Below are 17,438 nucleotides of genomic sequence, written 5' to 3'. Positions count from 1 at the left end.
CTGTAAAGGCACGATGAGGTCTCTTCTGTTTTGTTAGCGCAACCAGTAGATCACACTTCATCGTGCTTTTCACTTTTGTGGGGATACCTCAGCCCACGGGGAGAGGGAGCAAACACTAAAGCGCTCCCTGGAAGAAGCGCTTGCTGTTTACCTTCAAAAAAAAGCCCGCGCCGGGGTGAGTGGCGCGGGCAGAGAGAACCTGCCCAGTTTCATGACAGGTTCTAAAAGGTTGAGGCTTATTTATTCAACTGGAACAGGGACATTCCCTGCATATCGCTGAAGGTTTTGTAGGAGGCCTGAAGGGCCGCCTGCTGCATGGTGTAGTTGGAGATGGTTTCGTTCCAGTCCACGTTCACCAGGTCACTCATCTGTTGTGTCTGGCTAAGTTTGCGATCATCGCCCAACGCATCCAGCTTATCGAGTTCGTTAAGCTGGGTACCCACTTCGGCACGGACCGTCAGCACGTTGTTGAGTGAGTTGCGCAGACCACGGTTGGTTTTATCAATCGCCGCTTGGGCCGTTGCCTGGTCCGCCTCGTTGTCAGCCACCGGCGTGTTTAGTGCCTTAATAGCGCTGTCGAGCATGGCAAAGAGATTCGTTTCAGAGTCGTCACCATTTGGCTCTTTTACCGCATTGGAAGTAATGGAGTTGAAAATCTTATCACCCGTATGACCGATAACCATGGTGCGCGAAGAATCCACCTGCTGCTCGACGTTGGTTGTACCGCCGCCATAAGTGCCGTCAGCAGCGAAAGGTGCCGTATCAGTGCTGTAACCCGCAAACATATAGCGGCCGTTACCATCCTGGCTGTTCGCCAGGTTCAGCAACTGGTCACGAATACCTTGCAGATCTGTCGCCAGTGAAGCGCGGTCATCGTCGCTCAGCGTGCCGTTACCCGCATAAACGATTTTTTCCTGTGCAGACTGGATAGCCGTCGTCACCTGCGACAGGGTGTTCTCTTCTTGAGAGATACGCTGAGTCGCAAAGCTACGTGCGGACGCAAACTGTGCGGTTTGCGCCTGGGCCTGAGAAAGGACAACAGCCTGAGAAGCAGCAATCGGGTCATCGGAAGGACGGTTCACACGCAGCCCGGTGGACATCTGCTCACCGTACTTCATCCAGGTGGACTGAGAGTCAGTGATACCACGCATGTTTTGCTGGTACATCATTAAAGTGGTCACACGCATCGTTCACTTCTCCTTAGCGAATGTTGATGATGGCATCGAACAGGGTGCTGGCGGTCTGCAGAACCTGAGCATTCGCCAGGTAATATTGCTGGAACAGCTGCAGATTGCCGTATTCCTCATCGAGGCTAACGCCAGAAATGGACTGCTGCTGTTTTGTCAGCTGCGTGACCACGTTGCCCTGTGTCGTGCTGCTGGTTTCGAGGTTAGCGGTTTTGTTCCCCACGTCACTCACCAGCGCCGCATAGGCATCGTTAAAGGATTTGTTGCCGCCGACCAGCTTGCTGTTTTGCAGATCCAGCATCGCCTGGCCGTTGCGGTTATCACTTTCGCCGCTGTTGCCATCCGGCAGACCCATCGCAATGGTGCTGGGGTCAGAAATGGCCACACTCATATTGACGATAGCGTTCGCCACTGGCTTCACGGTGAAACTGTCATTTTGGGCGGGATTGCCGCTGACATCGACACTAAGACCATCAAACTTCAGCGTACCTGCCGTGCTGTCGTCCACCGTGACGCTGGTGTTGTCCGACAGACGCGTGACCTGCCAGTTGCTGCCATCAAAACTGACTTTGTAATCCGTGGCCTGCACTTTAGTGCTGTTGGCAGGATCGACGGTTGCCGTCAGCTGCGCTGTCCCGGTGTTACGCGTGTTGCTCAGGACTGACGGTGTGCCGATAGTGAAGAAATTGCCACCGGTCTTTGTATTACCGTCAGCATCAATATACGTACCCTGCGCGTTTTGCGCATTGAACGCGTTAGCAAACGACAGCGCCATCTGGTTCAGGCTATTACGGGTCTGATCGAGATCCTGAGAACGGAACGTAATCAGGCCGCCCAGCGAACCGGTAGTCAGCTGTTTTTCCGGAATTTCGATATTCCCGGCAACGTTATCGACATACGCAACCGTGGTACGAGAAGGATCGGCACTGCTTGGCACCGCCGCCAGTTTGTGTGAGGTACTGCCCTGCACGAGGCTGTAACCGTTGGCCATGGTGATGTTATACGTGCCGCCGTCCTGGACGTTCACTTCCACGCCGACCAGCTGGTTTAACTGGCTGACGAGCTGATCACGCTGGTCGAGCAAATCGTTTGGCGATGCGCCTGCGCCCACACCGGTGAGTTTGGAAATCTTGTCGTTAAGGGAGGCAATCTGCTGCGAGTAGTTGTTAATCTGGTCGACGCTGGAAGCAATCGCGCCGTTAACCTGCTTGTCCTGATCACGCAGATACTGATCGGTGGTTTTGAACTGATTGACCAGACCTTGCGCTTTGCCGATCACCGTCTGGCGAGCAGCCGGGTCTTCGGCGTTGCTGACCAGCGTTTGCAGGCTGGTGAAAAAGTCCTGCAAGGTCGCTGAAATGGAATTAGTGGTGTCAGACAACATATCGTCGATTTTCGACATCTGCTGATAACGCGTGGTCAGGCCGCTGCTCTGGTTTTGTGCCGCATTCAGCTGGTTGCTGATAAAGGCGTTATATTCGCGCTGCACGCCGGTCACAGTCACACCGTTCCCGACCCAACCGCCCATACCCAGCGTACTGTTTGACGCCGACAGGACCGTCGTCTGGCGGGTATAGCCAGCCACGTTATAACTGGCAATGTTGTTACTGACGGTATTCAGTGCCGCCTGTGCAGCGCCAAGGCCGCTCATTGCACTATTAAATAAACTGGACATGGAGGTTCCTTTATTCTTTTGAGACACGGGTCCTGACGAAGATTATCGGCACTGTTCAGGTGAACTTGAGCGGTTTCAGAACAGATTTTCAATGTCGTTGCTGTACGCCTTACTGACCTTCTCACTCATTCCTTTTAGCTGCTGGATCATGCTGGTGAGCTTGCGTGCATAGTTCGGGTCCGTGGCGTAACCGGCGTTCTGCAAGGCCTGTGCGCCCTGCTCTGGCGTTGCCGCTTTGGTGACGGCGGCGTAGCGAGGATTACGGGTTAACAGGCCAACGTAATCCGACAGCGCATCAAGATAGGAGCTGTAGACGCGGAAGCGCGCCTTCACCTTTTTCATCTCACCGTTTTCATATTCGGTGGTGGTGATTTCCGTGACTTTGCCCTTCCAGTCTGAAGAGGCTTTCACGCCAAAGAGGTTGAAGCTCGGTTCGCCGTTTTCGCGGCGGATTTGCCGTTGCCCCCAACCCGATTCCAGCGCCGCCTGAGCAAGGATCAGGTGATGAGGAATACCGCTTTGTTCACTGGCGAGTTTCGCAGGCAGCGAGAGCTGTGTGAGGAAGTCCTTGCTGTCGCCCGACAAATCCGCGGCATCCGTTGCCGTCGGCGCTTTCGGCATCGCTTTACGCACCATTTGCGTCAGCGCCGAGTTCTGATAGCTGGTCACCGTTTCGAGGTCAAACTTCAGCGGCACCTGCGCAGGCTGGTCTTTCACTTCCCCTTGCGCTGCCGCCATTTGTTTCACCATCTCATCGGCAAGCCCAAGCCCTTTGCCCGCCGTCAACTGCTGAGCAATTTGCTGATCGTACATACTGGTATAAAGCCGGGTCTGATCGCTGCTGAACAGGCCGTCTTTCGGCAGCGCATCACGCATGCTTTTCAGCATCATTTGCACGAACATGCCTTCCACCTGACGGGCCACGGGCTTGAGATTCGCCCGTGGATCCTGTCCGGCTTTCATTTTCAGTTCGTTGAGCGATTGCGCGTCCCAGGCCGCGCTCGCCATCAGCTTGCTGTCGCCCAGCATCAGATGATTTCCACTTTGGCACGCAGGCAACCCGCGCTCTGCATGGATTGCAGGATAGACATCAGTTCCAGCGGTGATGCTCCCAGCGCATTAAGCGCCCGCACGACGTTATTCAGGTTGGCGCTGGAACGCACGCTTTGAATCGCACCGCCGCTCTGACGCAGGTCGATTTGCGTCTGCGGTGTCACCACCGTTGAGCCGCCAGCAAATGGCGTATCCGGCTGGCTGACCTGAGCAGAACGGTTGACCGTGACGGACAAGTTGCCTTGCGCCACCGCACAGTTATCCAGCGTGACTTCGCGGTTCATTACCACCGATCCGGTACGCGAGTTGATGATTACTTTCGCATCCTGAGGCGTGACGTTCACTTCCAGGTTCTGAATGTCCGCCAGCATGCGTACCTGACTGCTGTTGCCGCTTGAACCCTGAATCTGCACGGTACGGGCATCCAGAGCGGTTGCCATGCCAAATCCGCCGCGGCGGTTGATGGTATCGGCAATCTGCTGCGCCATGCCGAAGTCGTCTTCGTTAAGCTGCAGGTTAATGGTGTTACCCGCCCCAAACTGACTAGGCAGTTCACGTTCGATGGTCGCGCCACCGGTGATACGCCCGCCGTTCAGCTGGTTAACCTGCACGCTGCTGCCACCCGCAGAGGCGCCAGCACCGCCAACAAGTATATTGCCCTGAGCGAGGGCATAAATCTGGCTATCAACGCCTTTTAAAGGAGTCATCAACAGCGTACCGCCGCGAAGGCTTTTCGCGTTACCCATTGAGGACACCACCACGTCGATGGTTTGCCCCTGACGGCCAAACGCCGGGAGTTGCGCCGTCACCATGACCGCCGCCACGTTTTTTAACTGCATGTTGGTCCCAGCCGGAACCGTGATCCCAAGCTGCGACAACATGTTGTTCAGACTTTGCGTGGTGAACGGCGTTTGCGTCGTCTGGTCACCGGTACCGTCAAGTCCTACCACCAGCCCGTAGCCGATCAGCGAGTTTTGACGTACGCCCTGTACGCTGGTGAGGTCACGAATGCGATCGGCCTGGGCGAATCCCGCCACCAGAACCAGAGCAATGCCAACCAGAGTTTTAAACATAAGTCACCTCGTTACATCGGTGAGAGATTAAGGAAGAAACGCTGCAGCCAGCCCATGTTCTGCGCTTCATTGATATAGCCGTTACCCACGTATTCGATACGCGCGTCCGCCACTTGTGTAGACGGTACAGTGTTACTGCCGCTGATCGTGCGAGGGTTAACCACGCCCGAGAAGCGAATAAATTCTGTGCCCTGGTTGATGGCGATTTGTTTTTCACCCACCACGTGCAGGTTGCCGTTAGCCAGCACTTGATCCACGGTCACCGTCAGCGTGCCGCTGAAGGTATTGCTGGCGTTAGCGCCGCCTTTCCCGTTAAAGGAGTTGCCACCAGAAGCGTCCACATCGGCGCGGGCATTGCCAAACAGGCCTTGCAGATAACGCGGCACGGTGTCGAAGCCGAAATTCGTTTTGCCGTCGCGGCTGGCATTCGCGGAAGAACTCTTCGACGCGCTGACGTTTTCCTGCAACTGGATGGTCAGAGTGTCACCAATATTGCGCGGACGACGGTCCTCAAACAGCGGTTGATAGCCGTAGTTAATCGGCTGGGCGCTTTGAAAAATAGACCCATTGACCACTGGCACCGGGCCGGGCACAGGTTGTGCCGTGGTCGCCCCTTCCACCAACGGTTTAGAAGGGATCCATGCGCATCCTGCCTGCGTCAGAGCAAGAAGCACGAAGAACGGATAACGAAGCGCTGAGGATTTGTGCATGGCCTTTATCTTCTGAATCAAAAAAATCCGGTGCGGGAAATCCGCACCGGAGACAACTTACAGCTGAGTGAGTTTCTGCAGCATCTGGTCGGTGGTTGAAACCGCCTTGCTGTTGATCTCATACGCACGCTGAACCTGAATCATGTTGACCAGCTCTTCCGCCACGTTGACGTTCGAGGTTTCCACATAACCCTGATACAGCAAACCCGCGCCGTTCAGACCTGGCGTGGTGTCGTTTGGCGCACCGGAAGCCTGCGTTTCGGTGTAGAGGTTCTCACCAATGCTTTCCAACCCGGCATCGTTCATAAAGGTGGTCAGGTTGAGCTGTCCCACCTGCACCGGGTTGGTTTGCCCCTGCTGAGTGACGCTCACCACGCCGTCACGGCCAATGGTAATGCTCAGAGTGTTCGCTGGAATGGTGATAGCAGGCTGAACCTGATAGCCGCCTGCCGTCACCAGTTGACCATTCTGATCGACCTGGAAAGAGCCGTCGCGGGTATAAGCAGAGGTGCCATCAGGCAACAGAACCTGGAAGAAACCTTCGCCTTTAATCGCCACATCTTTGCTGTTGTCGGTCTGCGACAGGTTGCCCTGAGTGTGAATACGCTCAGTGGCGACTGGACGAACGCCGGTACCAATTTGCAGGCCGGAAGGCAGCGTGGTTTGTTCAGAAGACTGGGCACCTGGCTGGCGCACGGTCTGGTAAAGCAGGTCTTCAAACACGGCACGTTGACGCTTAAACCCGTTGGTGCTGACGTTTGCCAGGTTATTGGCGATAACGTCCATGTTGGTTTGCTGCGCGTCGAGACCGGTTTTGGCGATCCATAATGAACTGATCATAGATGTCCTGTTATTAGCTCATTGACAGTAGCTGGTTAGCCTTCTGCGCGTTGTCGTCAACGCTGCTGATGACCTTCATCTGCATTTCAAAACGGCGAGAGCTGGCAATCATCTCGGCCATCGCCGCCACGGGTTTGACGTTACTGCCCTCTAACACGCCGGACTGCAGACGCACGCTCGGGTCAGACTGCAAGGTCTGCCCACGAGTCGCCTGAGCCGCGGCGGTCAGGCGGAACATGCCGTCATCACCACGAATCACTTCGTTATTCGCCGCTTTCACCATTTTGAGTTTGCCGACCGGCGCAATGGTGTTGGCCGGATCACCCGGGTTGAGCGCGGAAATGGTGCCGTCTGCTGCGATGGTGACTTCTGAGCCTTCCGGCACCACCACAGGCCCGCCGCCATCGCCCAGCACCGGGTTGCCCTGAATGGTCAACTGCCCCGTGGAGCTCACCTGAATGCTGCCGTTGCGGGTATATCCTTCCGTGCCGTCTGCGGCCTGAACGGCCAGCCAGCCGTCCTGCTGCAACGCCACGTCCAGAGGACGCGCGGTATAGTCGAGCTGACCGGGTGTCATGTCGGCGCCAGGCGTCGAGCCCGCCACCAGCGTACGAGTCTGGTAAGTCTCCCCGTTGACCGGCACCGCTCGCAGCGCGGTCAATTGCGCGCGAAAGCCCGGCGTAGAGGTATTGGCGAGGTTGCTGGCGGTGACCGCCTGCAGTTCCATCGTCTGACTTGCCGCGCCCATCGCGGTATAAATTGCGTGATCCATGAAGCCGTCCCGTCAGGCGCTTAGCGCAGGTTAACCAGGGTGTTGAGGATCTGATCCTGGGTTTTGATGGTCTGCGCGTTCGACTGATAGTTACGCTGCGCGACAATCATGTTCACCAGTTCTTTACTCAGGTCGACGTTGGACGCTTCCAGCGCACCGTTGGTCAGGGTGCCGAAGTTCCCGGTACCCGCAGTTCCCAGCAGCGCCACGCCAGAAGACTGAGTTGCTGACCAGACGTTGTCACCTTCCGACTGCAGGCCTTCGTTATTGGCAAAGTTCGCCATCACGATTTGACCAAGAAGCTGAGTCTGTTCGTTGGAGTAGTTGCCGACCACGGTGCCATCGTCGTTAATCTGGTAGCTCACCAGGTTGCCCGGCTTGTAACCGTTCTGGTTGGTCGCAACGATGTCGTTGGAGCCGGTGTTCTGCTGCATGGAGTTAGCGAGGCTGAGGGTGAAGGTACCGCCTGCTGAACCGTTCAGGCCCACCAACGGAATACCAAATTCAGGTTTAGCGCCTGTCGCTGGAGGCGTCAGCACACCGCCAGCGTAGGTTCCCACGCCTGTCAGGGTGCCGTTATTGTCAAAATTCATTTGTGCGGCTTGTACTGCTTTCGCACCTGCAACGCTGGAGTCCTGGGTATAAATATCCCAGGTGTTATCCGCCGTTTTAACGTAATACAGGTTTACGTCGTGAGAGTTACCCTGAGAGTCATAGACCGTGACGGTACCTTTCTTGTTGTAGGTGTCGGAGTTAGTCGCATCAAACGGTGAGGTCGCTGGCTTAGCATCGGTGGAGTTGAGGTTAATCTGCATCGATGCAGTGGTGGTTGCTTTCGCCGCCATCAACGTATTGGGAATGCTCAGACCAACCGGGTTTGCACCCTGCTGAATGGTTGGCGGCGTGCCGGTGGCCGGATAACCGGTCAGCTGCAGGCCCTGCATGTTCACCAGATTGCGGTTTTCATCCAGTTTGAACTGGCCGTTACGGCTGTAATAGACGGAACCGTTGCTGTCCGTCAGACGGAAGAAGCCGTTCTGGCTGATGGCGACATCCAGCGCACGCCCGGTGCTGGTGGTGGTGCCGTCGGTAAAGTCCTGGGTTATCCCGGCGACTTTAACGCCCAGCCCAACTTTAGAACCAGCGAACATATCTGCAAACGAGGCCGTCCCGGATTTAAAGCCGTAGGTGGCGGAGTTGGCGATGTTGTTGCCGATCACGTCGAGGTTGGTGGAGGCCGCGTTCAGGCCGCTGACCGCTTGAGAAAAGGCCATGTCTTTACTCCTGCTAAGGGTTAAATAATCTGACGAACTTCGTCGAGCGTGGTGGTGCCATACGTGCCGAGATCCAGCAGATTACCGCTGCTTCCCTTCGTAATCCCTTGCACAAGCGCGAACTGGAGCGGCTGAGCCACCAGTTGGGTGCCGTTTGTGCTCGCGGCAATCGAGACGCTGTAAGCGCCATCCGGAACCGTCGTGCCATCAGCGGCAGTCCCGTCCCAGGTAAAGGTGTGTACGCCTGCGGTCTGAGCGCCTAAGTCCAGCGTGCGGATCACTTTGCCGCTGCTGTCAGTGATGGTCGCCGTGGCTTTGTCCGCCGCCTGGGTTAACTCAACCCCAAACGGCGTGGTGCTGGCGGAACCATCAGAATTCGCCCCTGCCAGAACCACGGAACCTGGGATCATCACGCCGTGACCAATCAGGTTTGAGGCCTGCAAAGACTGGCTGTTATCAATCTGACCGGAGATAGAACCCAGCGTGGTATTGAGTTTCTCAATCCCGCTGACGGTGCTGATTTGCGCCAGCTGCGAGGTCAACTGGCTGTTGTCCATCGGGTTGGTGGGGTCCTGGTTTTGCAGCTGGGCTACCAGCAGCGTCAGGAAGCTGCTTTGCAGGTCGGACGCGTTGCTGCTGGTTAAGTCACCGCTGGTGGCTTTGGTGGTGCTGACGCCGGTGTTAGTCGGGTCGTTGACATTGACGGCAATAGACATCGGTTTCTCCGTTACTGGCCGAGGGTCAGTGTTTTGAGCATCATGCTCTTGACGGTATTGAGGACTTCAACGTTGGCCTGATAGCTGCGGGACGCTGACATGGTGTTGACCATCTCCTCGACCACATCGACGTTAGGCATCTTCACGTAGCCTTTGGCGTCCGCCAGCGGGTTGCCCGGCTGAAAGACCATCTTGAAAGGCGCCTGGCTTTCCTGCACGTCAGCCACTTTTACGCCACCGGTTGCCGCCCCTGTCGGCGCATCCACCTGAAAAACCACTTGTTTGGCGCGATAAGGCTGGCCGTCGGGTCCGGTCACACTGTCGGCGTTGGCGAGGTTACTGGCCGCCACGTTCAGACGTTTGGACTGGGCCGTCAGCGCGGAGCCCGCCACATCAAAAATATTCAGTAAAGCCATGGCTTAGTTCCCCTGTAGCACGGTCATCATGCTTCTGATTTGCCCGCCCAGCACGGTCAGGCCGGTCTGGTATTGCAGGCTGTTGTCGGCGAATTGCGTACGCTCCCGATCCATGTCGACGGTGTTACCGTCCATTGAAGGCTGGTCGGGGACCCGATACATCAGGTCAACAGAGGGGGCAGACATCGCCTGGGCCGGAATGTGGCGCTCGGAGGTCAGCGTCAACGACACGCTGCTGGTTTGCGCGCGCCCGCGTTCCATCACTTTTTTGAGTTCTGAAGCAAAATCGACATCACGCGCCTGATACCCCGGGGTATCGGCGTTAGCGATGTTAGAGGCCAGTATTTCCTGACGCTGAGCACGCAGGTTTAACGCTTCCTGTTGAAAACGTAGCGCGGCATCGAGTTTATCGAGCATGTCTCCTCCGCTAAGGGCAAAGTTCATTCAGCGTTCAGATTAATCCCAATCTCAAGACGCCATCGCCGGAATAAACACAAAATGCATCGCTATTTGTTGCGTTGATGTTCTGTCGGTAAAGGTAAAATTCCGTCATCCCCGACAGACTGGAGTTGGCAATGCGAAACCTGAAACGCACGCTCGTGGTGATGCTGGCGCTCTTAAGCCCGGCAGCGATGGCGCAGGATATGACCCCGCAGCTCACTGACTTTTTTACCCAGCGCCTCGCCGGTTTTAGCGACAGTGTGGTCGTGACGGTGCGCAGTGCGGGCAACCTCATGCCGCAGTGCGAGCAACCGGCGCTGAGCGTAATGGGCAATGCCCGTTTGTGGGGAAACCAGACCGTGCTGGCCCAGTGCGGAACGGAGAAACGGTATATTCAGGTGATGGTTGCCGCGACAGGCAACTATGTTGTGGCGGCTCAGCCGATTGCGCGCGGCACCACCCTGACACCGGGAAGCGTGACGCTCAAACGTGGCCGGTTAGATCAGTTGCCACCGCGCACGATGCTGGATATTAACCAGGCTCAGGATGCGGTCATGTTGCGCGATCTTGCGCCCGGCCAGCCTGTTCAGTTATCGATGCTACGGCAGTCCTGGCGTGTGAAAGCCGGGCAAAAAGTGCAGGTTATTGCCAGCGGTGACGGCTTTAGTGTTAACGGTGAAGGCCAGGCGCTAAACAATGCCGCCGTGGCACAAAATGCCCGCGTGAGGATGCCTTCAGGCCAGGTGGTGAGCGGTCAGGTTGATTCGGATGGGAATATTCTGATTAACCTATAATGTTTTTAAAGATTCCGTGATGCTTGCCGATAAATAATCAACAACCGATGATGGCAGGCAGTCGCGCCACGAAACCTCGATGAGGACAGGACAATGAGCATTGATCGTACATCGCCCCTGAAGCCCGTTAACGCCGTTCAGCCGCGTGAGCCGAATGAAGCCCAGGCGCAGAAAACCCGTCTGGATAAATCGTCCACCGCCAACAGCACCAATGTGACGTTGAGCGAAGCGCAATCCAGCCTGATGCAACCGCGCACCAGCGACATCAATATGGAACGCGTGGAAACACTGAAAAACGCCATCCGTAACGGCGACCTGAAAATGGATACCGGCAAAATCGCCGACGCCCTGATTGCGGATACCCAGAGCTGGCTGCAGAGTAAATAAAAGCATGAGTCGTCTGTCAGAAATACTGGATCACATGACCGTCATCCTGAACTCGCTCAAAGAAGTGATGGATGCCGAGCAACAACAGCTTTCCGCGGGCAGCGTGAACGGCAGCACTTTGCAGCGTATCACCGAAGAAAAAAGCTCGTTGCTGGCGACCCTGGATTATCTGGAAAAACAGCGTCGGCTCGAACAGGAAGCGATGCGCTGCGCCAATGATGACGTGGCCGAGCGCTGGCAAAACATTACCGAAAAAACCCAGCATTTGCGTGACCTGAACCAGCACAACGGCTGGTTGCTGGAAGGCCAGCTTGAACGAAATCAGCAAGCCATTGAGGTGCTGAAACCCCATCAGGAACCCGGGCTGTATGGCAAAAACGGTCAGACCTCCAGTACGCCTCGCGGCGGGAAGAAGTTCTCCGTATAACACCCAACTTTAAAAGCAGCAGGTCGCCGGGCGCTGGCATTCAGCCCTTGGTCCTGCCGTTTTGCTTTACCCCTTCCCCACTTGTTTCAGCCAGGTTTTCACGGCTGGGTTGCTCTCCTCTTTTCGGGCGATCATCAGCAAATTGGCCTTCAGTTCCGGTGCATCAAGGTGACGATAGGCCAGCCCTGGAACGTGCACTTGCTCTAACGGTTCCGGTACCAATGCCACGCCTAATCCCGCCGCGGCGATAGCCAGCACGTTCAGGCTGCTGCCCGTGCGATGGGCAATGTTTAATCGACTTCCCAGGCTTTGGCTTAGCTTCACCGTCAGGCGTTCATCTGCATCATGGGCGTCGTAAAGGACCAACGGTTGGTCTGCCAGCATGTCGAGCGTAATGGTTTTTTCACGCGTCAGAGGATGGTTATCCGCAACGGCGATCAGCATGTTCCACTCGCCAAGACGCTGCACTTCGAGGCTCGTGCAGCTCAGCGCACTGTGATCCGGGGAATAGCCAATATCCAGCTGGCCGTCGAGAATATCCTCCACCTGCTGCTGCAGCCCTCGCTCCTGAAGCACAATCTCAACGTCGGGAAAGTGTTGATGAAACGCCCGAAGATCCTGCATCAACCTGCCGCTGAAAATGGCATTTCCTGCATAGCCGATACGGATGCTGCCCGTTTCACCACGCAGCGCTCGTTCTGCGCTATGGCGTGCAAACTCGGCCTGATCAAGCGTTCTCTGGGCTTCAACCTGAAACACTTTTCCCGCCGGGGTCAGTTCAACCCGGCGACTGCTGCGATGAAAGAGCGCGCCGCCAAGCTCTTCTTCCAGAGCGCGTATTTGCATACTAAGCGCAGGCTGGACGATATTTAATGCGGCTGCCGCGCGACCAAAGTGCTTTTCTTTCGCCACAGCCAGAAAGTAGCGGAGCTGGCGGAGATCCATATTTCATCCATCATTATTAATGATTAATCAGTCAACATTGAATATTGGATGTTATCGATGCTAAGCGCAATACTCAGCTCCATCAAAACGACATGACAACGTTAACCGGAGCGACATTATGAACAACACAGTTGAAGATCGTCTGCAAATCAGTGACCTGATGACAGGTTGGATCCACCGTGATTTGGCTGAATGGGAAGCGATGCGTTCGCTTTTTCACGCTGACGCGACGATTGAAATCACCTGGTTTGAAGGGCTGGCGAGCAACTTCATCGATGCGTCGGCACGGATGGGTGAATCGGATTTAAAAACCAAACACATGATTGGCGCGCCAGTAATCACTTTTAACGGCGACAAGGCGATTGTCGAAACCAACGCCATGATCATTGGCGAAAACATCAAACTGAACCTCGGCTGCTGCGTCCATAACCGCTTTTATGATCGTGTAGAAAAACGCAACGGCAGCTGGAAAATTACCCATCGTCAGAGCGTGTATGACATGGGCAGCTTTAGCTTCCCGCTTGGGCTGGTCGACATTGATATGGCGGTTTGCCAGAAATACCCGCGCGAATATGCGGCGTTGGCCTATGTGCTGGAGAAAAGTGGCTTCCCGGTGAATCGCGTGTTCGCGACTCGCGGCAGCGAGCTGGAAAGGAAAATGAAAGCTGAAGGCGTGGCGTGGTTGAAGGCGTAGTGATTTGAATTGTGCCGGGTGGCGCTGAAATAGGGGACAGAGCTGCCTGATGCCCTCTCCCCCGCCCCTCTCCCACAGGGCGAGGGGTGCAAACACTAAAAAATCCTCTCAAAAGAGGATTTTTGCTGTTTACCCTGCAGTACGGCGCGCGAATTCCTTCACGCGGAAACCTAAAAGCATCAGCGTGGCGAAGTAAGCCACAATCCCCGCGACCACGACCGCCATCAAACGCATCAGGCGGAACGGCATCGAGCCCTGCGACCACTCAGGCATGATGTGCATCATGCCAAGCAGCACCGCCGACATCACCAGCACCGCCGCAATCATGCGTGCAAAGAATTTGCCCCAGCCCGGTTGTGGGGTGAAAATTTTCTGCTTACGCAACTGCCAGTACAGCAGGCTCGCATTAAGGCAAGCCGCCAGACCAATCGACAACGACAGCCCGGCATGTTTCAGCGGGCCGATAAACGCCAGGTTCATCAACTGCGTCATGATCAGGGTAAGAATGGCGATTTTGACCGGCGTTTTGATGTCCTGACGCGAATAGAAGCCAGGAGCCAGCACCTTCACCACAATCAGCCCTACCAGACCGACGGAATACGCCACCAGCGCGCGTTGCGTCATCGCGGCATCAAAGGCGGTAAATTTCCCGTACTGGAACAGCGAAACCGTCAGCGGTTTTGCCAGAATCCCCAATGCCACCGCACTCGGCAGCGCGAGCAGGAAGCACAGACGCAGACCCCAGTCCATCAGGCGGCAATACTCATCGTGATTGCCACTGGCGAAACTTTTCGACAGCGACGGCAGCAGGATCGTCCCGAGCGCCACGCCCAATACGCCGGAAGGAAACTCCATCAGACGGTCGGCGTAGTACATCCACGAGACTGAACCCGACACCAGGAACGAGGCGAAGATGGTGTTGATGATGAGGGAGATCTGACTGACGGAAACGCCGAGGATCGCCGGGCCCATCTGTTTAACTACACGAAGTGAACCTGCATCTTTCAGGTTGATGCGTGGCAGCACCAGCATGCCGATTTTTTTCAGGTGCGGCAGTTGATAAAACAGCTGTAGCACGCCGCCCGCAGTCACCGCCCACGCCAGCGCCAGCACAGGAGGATTGAAGTAAGGCGCGGCAAACAGCGCAAAACCAATCATGCTGACATTGAGGAACGTTGGCGCAAACGCTGGCACTGAGAAGCGGTTCCAGGTGTTGAGAATAGCGCCCACCAGCGAGGCAAGAGAGATCAGCAGAATATACGGAAACGTGATCCGCAGCAGTTGGCTGGTCAGCGCAAATTTTTCGGCAGTATTCGCAAAGCCTGGGGCTGTAAGGGTGATAACCCACGGTGCAGCCAGCATCCCGACAATGGTGACGACAGCCAGCGCCAGCGTTAAGAGGCCTGAGACGTAAGAAACAAAAACACGCGTCGCGTCTTCACCCTGTTTGCTTTTGTATTCTGCAAGAATAGGCACGAACGCCTGAGAGAATGCGCCTTCCGCAAAAATACGGCGCAGCAGGTTTGGCAGTTTGAAGGCAACGAAAAAGGCGTCGGTTGCCATTCCTGCCCCAAAAACCCTCGCCACAATGGCATCGCGCGCAAACCCGAGCACGCGAGAAAACATGGTCATCGAGCTGACGGCCGCCAGCGATTTTAACAGGTTCATTAACGTGTGATTCCACAACCCTGAAACAAAGAGCGTCCGAATAACGGACGCTGGAAAGTGGCGATAGTCTACCTGGATCCCCGGTAATTTCTACTGGCAGATGTTACAGGGGCTTACTCGCTCATGGCCTCCTGCCACAGTTTTTCAACCAGACGCTGGGCGGCAATCGCCTGTTCACCTGCGGTTTCGGGAACTGTCTGATTTTGCACGCATTCAATGAAATGGCGGGCACAACCTGCAAAGCCACGCTGTTCGAGCGTACTTTGCCAACCTGGCACCGGGCGTTCTATCACGCCAGCGCCCCGCTCTTCACGCCAGTCGCGCATGTCGGTGATATCAATCAGCGCGCCATCGGTCACAGCCTGCACCCCTTCACGCTGGCTGCCAGCCCGACGGTGCATGCTGGTGGTAATTTGCATCTGCGGCAGGCTGAAATGGTGCTCGGCATAGAGCATTTCCCCCTGCTCAGTCGTCTGCAATGTTCCACCACTTAACTGAGGTTTACCGCCCGCCAGCCACAGCGCCGTATCAACAACGTGAAGATAGTCATCAAGCAGCGTGAAACGGAGATCGTGTGGCCCGACGCTATCGGTACGGTGTTTATCCATTCTCAATGAAGCACCACCAGAGAGATGCGTTTTCAGCTCGCGATAAAGCGGGGCGAAACGGCGATTAAAGCCAACCATCAAGGTGAGCTTTTTCTTTTCGGCCAGTTCCAGCAGACGAATAGCATCGCTGAGTTTATCCGCCAGAGGCTTATCCACGCAGACGTGCACACCGGCATTCAGCAGTTCACTGACTACGCTGTAATGCGTTGCAGTGGCACTGTGCACGAATACCGCATCGCACTGAGAAGCCAGATGTTGCAGGGAATCAGCCAGCGGCACGCGATAGGTCTCACAGATGCGTAGCGCTTTTTCGCGCCCGGGAGACCACGCGGCTTGCAGCGTCCAGTCATTGGCAGCGCTCAGTACCGGCAGCCACACTTTTTGCGCGATCCCCCCGAGCCCTACAACGCCGATTCGAATTTTTGCGGTCACGTTCAGTCTCCTAAATGAGCCAGCAGAGAATCCAGGCGCTGTTTGAGGTCGGCGACTTCCGCTTCAAGGGCTTCAACGCGCTCAGCCAAATCGTTGGTGGCGGGTGAAGCGCTTTCTGGCACGCTGGCTGAAAGGTCCACTTCACCGCTAAACAGATGCATATAACGCTGTTCACGCTTGCCAGGCTCACGCGGCAGGCGCACCACGAACGGGCCATCTTCACGCGCGGCCAGATGCTCAAGCGCATTTTCGACTTCGGCAGTATCACCAAATTCATGCATACGCTGTGCTCTGCTGCGCAGTTCGCCTGGCGTTTGTGGGCCACGCAGCAGCAGCGTAGTGATCAGCGCGACTTCTCCCGCCGTCAGTTTCAAATCGCCAAATTCGGAATTGCAAAAACGCTGTTCGTATTTGGTGACACGATTGCCAAACCCACTAACCGTCCGCAGATAATGGCGCTTCACCAGTTGATCCAGTTGGTCCTGCACTTCGCTCTCAGAGAGCGACATCACCGGTTCACGGTTGGTTTTCTGGTTGCAGGCCAACGTCACGGCATTGACCGATAAAGGATACTGTTCCGGCGTCGTCACCTGCTTTTCCAGCAGACAGCCAATCACTCGCGCTTCATGCGCCGTTAACTGATATTTCATGGTTTCTCCTTAGCGACCTGCCGTCCACTCGCGGGTGGTCAGCGCCGTCAGAACATGGTCACGCCACTGCCCGTCAATCAGCAGATAATCTTTGGCATACCCTTCTTTTTCAAAGCCAAGCTTCGCCAGCAGTGCGCCACTGCGCTGATTGTGCGGCATGTAGTTGGCCATAATGCGATGAATGTGCTGGGTGCGCTGCATGTAACGAATCGCCGAGGTCAGCGCTTCATACATCAGCCCTTGCCCCTGCCACTTCTGGCCGATGGAGTAGCCTAGATAACACGCATGGAATGAGCCCCGGACAACGTTCGAGAAATTAGCCACGCCAATAATCTCTTTCTCTTCCGGGTCGAGCAGGGCGAAGTAAAACGCAGAGCCCTGTTTGTGAAATTCGCTGATCATCGATAATCGCGCCTGCCAGCCTGAAGGGTAGCAATGGCTGTCGTCACGAACGGGTTCCCAGGGTTTTAAGAACGCTTTATTTTCGGCGTAATAGTCAGCCAGTCGCCAGGCATCACGGTCATGAACCAGACGCACCACCAGCCGGTCGGTTGTTAAGCGCACTTTCGGCACGTTACTGCGGTAGCCAAACATCTTACCCCACTCCTCAACATCGCAATTGTCTTCACTATACCTGCCCGCTGGCACCTTGTGAAAACAGCAACCTACGATTTTC

20 protein-coding genes are annotated in these 17,438 nt (G+C 55.8%); 4 read left to right on the top strand and 16 right to left on the bottom strand.

What is annotated here, in order from left to right; all coding sequences use genetic code 11:
- Positions 1-236: 236 nt before the first annotated feature.
- From flgL to flgB, 11 genes are all read right to left on the bottom strand, one after another.
- Positions 237-1,187 carry a flagellar hook-associated protein FlgL gene (gene flgL, locus ACI2I2_RS15385; protein WP_404658673.1) on the bottom strand — a complete coding sequence of 317 codons (951 nt, stop codon included), beginning with the start codon at positions 1,185-1,187 and terminating at the stop codon, positions 237-239.
- Positions 1,188-1,200: 13 nt separating this feature from the next.
- Complete coding sequence (gene flgK, locus ACI2I2_RS15380; protein ID WP_404658672.1) at positions 1,201-2,862, bottom strand: flagellar hook-associated protein FlgK; 1,662 nt, start codon at positions 2,860-2,862, stop codon at positions 1,201-1,203.
- Positions 2,863-2,937: 75 nt separating this feature from the next.
- Positions 2,938-3,891, bottom strand: a complete 954-nt coding sequence (flgJ, locus tag ACI2I2_RS15375) for a flagellar assembly peptidoglycan hydrolase FlgJ (protein WP_404658671.1) — start codon at positions 3,889-3,891, stop codon at positions 2,938-2,940.
- Complete coding sequence (locus ACI2I2_RS15370) at positions 3,891-4,988, bottom strand: flagellar basal body P-ring protein FlgI (RefSeq protein WP_404658670.1); 1,098 nt, start codon at positions 4,986-4,988, stop codon at positions 3,891-3,893. Before ACI2I2_RS15370 ends, flgJ begins: the two co-directional genes overlap by 1 nt.
- Before the next feature lie 11 nt (positions 4,989-4,999).
- Positions 5,000-5,698 carry a flagellar basal body L-ring protein FlgH gene (flgH, locus tag ACI2I2_RS15365; protein ID WP_330982047.1) on the bottom strand — a complete coding sequence of 233 codons (699 nt, stop codon included), beginning with the start codon at positions 5,696-5,698 and terminating at the stop codon, positions 5,000-5,002.
- 57 nt (positions 5,699-5,755) lie between these two features.
- Positions 5,756-6,538, bottom strand: coding sequence for a flagellar basal-body rod protein FlgG (gene flgG / locus ACI2I2_RS15360; protein ID WP_404658669.1), 783 nt, complete (start codon positions 6,536-6,538; stop codon positions 5,756-5,758).
- 13 nt (positions 6,539-6,551) lie between these two features.
- Positions 6,552-7,310: a flagellar basal body rod protein FlgF gene (locus ACI2I2_RS15355; protein WP_404658668.1), complete on the bottom strand. Its 759-nt coding sequence runs from the start codon at positions 7,308-7,310 to the stop codon at positions 6,552-6,554.
- A gap of 20 nt (positions 7,311-7,330) precedes the next feature.
- Positions 7,331-8,584 (bottom strand): flagellar hook protein FlgE, encoded by a 1,254-nt coding sequence (gene flgE / locus ACI2I2_RS15350; RefSeq protein ID WP_330982050.1) that lies wholly within the window; start codon positions 8,582-8,584, stop codon positions 7,331-7,333.
- 20 nt (positions 8,585-8,604) lie between these two features.
- On the bottom strand, positions 8,605-9,300 hold the full coding sequence (gene flgD, locus ACI2I2_RS15345; protein WP_404658667.1) for a flagellar hook assembly protein FlgD: 696 nt from the start codon (positions 9,298-9,300) through the stop codon (positions 8,605-8,607).
- 11 nt (positions 9,301-9,311) lie between these two features.
- Positions 9,312-9,716, bottom strand: coding sequence for a flagellar basal body rod protein FlgC (flgC, locus tag ACI2I2_RS15340; RefSeq protein WP_330982052.1), 405 nt, complete (start codon positions 9,714-9,716; stop codon positions 9,312-9,314).
- A gap of 3 nt (positions 9,717-9,719) precedes the next feature.
- Positions 9,720-10,133, bottom strand: coding sequence for a flagellar basal body rod protein FlgB (gene flgB, locus ACI2I2_RS15335; protein ID WP_330982053.1), 414 nt, complete (start codon positions 10,131-10,133; stop codon positions 9,720-9,722).
- Between the two features lie 158 nt (positions 10,134-10,291).
- Here flgB and flgA point away from each other — a divergent pair, with 158 nt between their 5' ends.
- From flgA to flgN, 3 genes are all read left to right on the top strand, one after another.
- Positions 10,292-10,951 (top strand): flagellar basal body P-ring formation chaperone FlgA, encoded by a 660-nt coding sequence (gene flgA, locus ACI2I2_RS15330; protein ID WP_404658666.1) that lies wholly within the window; start codon positions 10,292-10,294, stop codon positions 10,949-10,951.
- A 93-nt stretch (positions 10,952-11,044) separates the two neighbouring features.
- Positions 11,045-11,338, top strand: coding sequence for a flagellar biosynthesis anti-sigma factor FlgM (gene flgM / locus ACI2I2_RS15325; RefSeq protein ID WP_330982055.1), 294 nt, complete (start codon positions 11,045-11,047; stop codon positions 11,336-11,338).
- 4 nt (positions 11,339-11,342) lie between these two features.
- Positions 11,343-11,765, top strand: a complete 423-nt coding sequence (flgN, locus tag ACI2I2_RS15320) for a flagella biosynthesis chaperone FlgN (protein WP_330982056.1) — start codon at positions 11,343-11,345, stop codon at positions 11,763-11,765.
- 66 nt (positions 11,766-11,831) lie between these two features.
- On the opposite strand, the gene ACI2I2_RS15315 is transcribed toward flgN, so the two are convergent.
- On the bottom strand, positions 11,832-12,710 hold the full coding sequence (locus ACI2I2_RS15315) for a LysR substrate-binding domain-containing protein (protein WP_404658665.1): 879 nt from the start codon (positions 12,708-12,710) through the stop codon (positions 11,832-11,834).
- A gap of 118 nt (positions 12,711-12,828) precedes the next feature.
- Here ACI2I2_RS15315 and ACI2I2_RS15310 point away from each other — a divergent pair, with 118 nt between their 5' ends.
- Complete coding sequence (locus ACI2I2_RS15310; RefSeq protein WP_404658664.1) at positions 12,829-13,404, top strand: nuclear transport factor 2 family protein; 576 nt, start codon at positions 12,829-12,831, stop codon at positions 13,402-13,404.
- A 129-nt stretch (positions 13,405-13,533) separates the two neighbouring features.
- Here the strand turns inward: ACI2I2_RS15310 and murJ are convergent, their stop codons facing one another.
- From murJ to rimJ, 4 genes are all read right to left on the bottom strand, one after another.
- Entirely contained in the window at positions 13,534-15,072 is a 1,539-nt protein-coding gene (murJ, locus tag ACI2I2_RS15305) for a murein biosynthesis integral membrane protein MurJ (RefSeq protein ID WP_404658663.1), read from the bottom strand.
- A gap of 113 nt (positions 15,073-15,185) precedes the next feature.
- Entirely contained in the window at positions 15,186-16,112 is a 927-nt protein-coding gene (locus ACI2I2_RS15300) for a Gfo/Idh/MocA family protein (protein ID WP_404658662.1), read from the bottom strand.
- 2 nt (positions 16,113-16,114) lie between these two features.
- Entirely contained in the window at positions 16,115-16,762 is a 648-nt protein-coding gene (locus ACI2I2_RS15295) for a YceH family protein (protein WP_404658661.1), read from the bottom strand.
- Between the two features lie 9 nt (positions 16,763-16,771).
- Complete coding sequence (gene rimJ / locus ACI2I2_RS15290) at positions 16,772-17,356, bottom strand: ribosomal protein S5-alanine N-acetyltransferase (protein WP_404658660.1); 585 nt, start codon at positions 17,354-17,356, stop codon at positions 16,772-16,774.
- Between the last annotated feature and the right edge of the window lie 82 nt (positions 17,357-17,438).

The sequence above is a fragment of the Scandinavium sp. NPDC088450 genome, assembly GCF_044900545.1.
Lineage (GTDB): Bacteria > Pseudomonadota > Gammaproteobacteria > Enterobacterales > Enterobacteriaceae > Scandinavium.
The sequence above is the reverse complement of the archived record's forward strand: the minus strand, read 5'-3'. Positions and strand labels throughout refer to the sequence as shown.

Coding starts and splice junctions, on each gene's coding strand:
- ACI2I2_RS15315 (WP_404658665.1), bottom strand. CDS start 12,710: ATGGATCTCCGCCAGCTCCGCTACTTTCTGGCTGTGGCGAAAGAAAAG.
- rimJ (WP_404658660.1), bottom strand. CDS start 17,356: ATGTTTGGCTACCGCAGTAACGTGCCGAAAGTGCGCTTAACAACCGAC.
- ACI2I2_RS15370 (WP_404658670.1), bottom strand. CDS start 4,988: ATGTTTAAAACTCTGGTTGGCATTGCTCTGGTTCTGGTGGCGGGATTC.
- flgE (WP_330982050.1), bottom strand. CDS start 8,584: ATGGCCTTTTCTCAAGCGGTCAGCGGCCTGAACGCGGCCTCCACCAAC.
- flgL (WP_404658673.1), bottom strand. CDS start 1,187: ATGCGTGTGACCACTTTAATGATGTACCAGCAAAACATGCGTGGTATC.
- flgG (WP_404658669.1), bottom strand. CDS start 6,538: ATGATCAGTTCATTATGGATCGCCAAAACCGGTCTCGACGCGCAGCAA.
- ACI2I2_RS15295 (WP_404658661.1), bottom strand. CDS start 16,762: ATGAAATATCAGTTAACGGCGCATGAAGCGCGAGTGATTGGCTGTCTG.
- ACI2I2_RS15310 (WP_404658664.1), top strand. CDS start 12,829: ATGAACAACACAGTTGAAGATCGTCTGCAAATCAGTGACCTGATGACA.
- flgB (WP_330982053.1), bottom strand. CDS start 10,133: ATGCTCGATAAACTCGATGCCGCGCTACGTTTTCAACAGGAAGCGTTA.
- flgC (WP_330982052.1), bottom strand. CDS start 9,716: ATGGCTTTACTGAATATTTTTGATGTGGCGGGCTCCGCGCTGACGGCC.
- flgN (WP_330982056.1), top strand. CDS start 11,343: ATGAGTCGTCTGTCAGAAATACTGGATCACATGACCGTCATCCTGAAC.
- flgD (WP_404658667.1), bottom strand. CDS start 9,300: ATGTCTATTGCCGTCAATGTCAACGACCCGACTAACACCGGCGTCAGC.
- flgK (WP_404658672.1), bottom strand. CDS start 2,862: ATGTCCAGTTTATTTAATAGTGCAATGAGCGGCCTTGGCGCTGCACAG.
- flgA (WP_404658666.1), top strand. CDS start 10,292: ATGCGAAACCTGAAACGCACGCTCGTGGTGATGCTGGCGCTCTTAAGC.
- ACI2I2_RS15355 (WP_404658668.1), bottom strand. CDS start 7,310: ATGGATCACGCAATTTATACCGCGATGGGCGCGGCAAGTCAGACGATG.
- murJ (WP_404658663.1), bottom strand. CDS start 15,072: ATGAACCTGTTAAAATCGCTGGCGGCCGTCAGCTCGATGACCATGTTT.
- flgJ (WP_404658671.1), bottom strand. CDS start 3,891: ATGCTGGGCGACAGCAAGCTGATGGCGAGCGCGGCCTGGGACGCGCAA.
- flgM (WP_330982055.1), top strand. CDS start 11,045: ATGAGCATTGATCGTACATCGCCCCTGAAGCCCGTTAACGCCGTTCAG.
- flgH (WP_330982047.1), bottom strand. CDS start 5,698: ATGCACAAATCCTCAGCGCTTCGTTATCCGTTCTTCGTGCTTCTTGCT.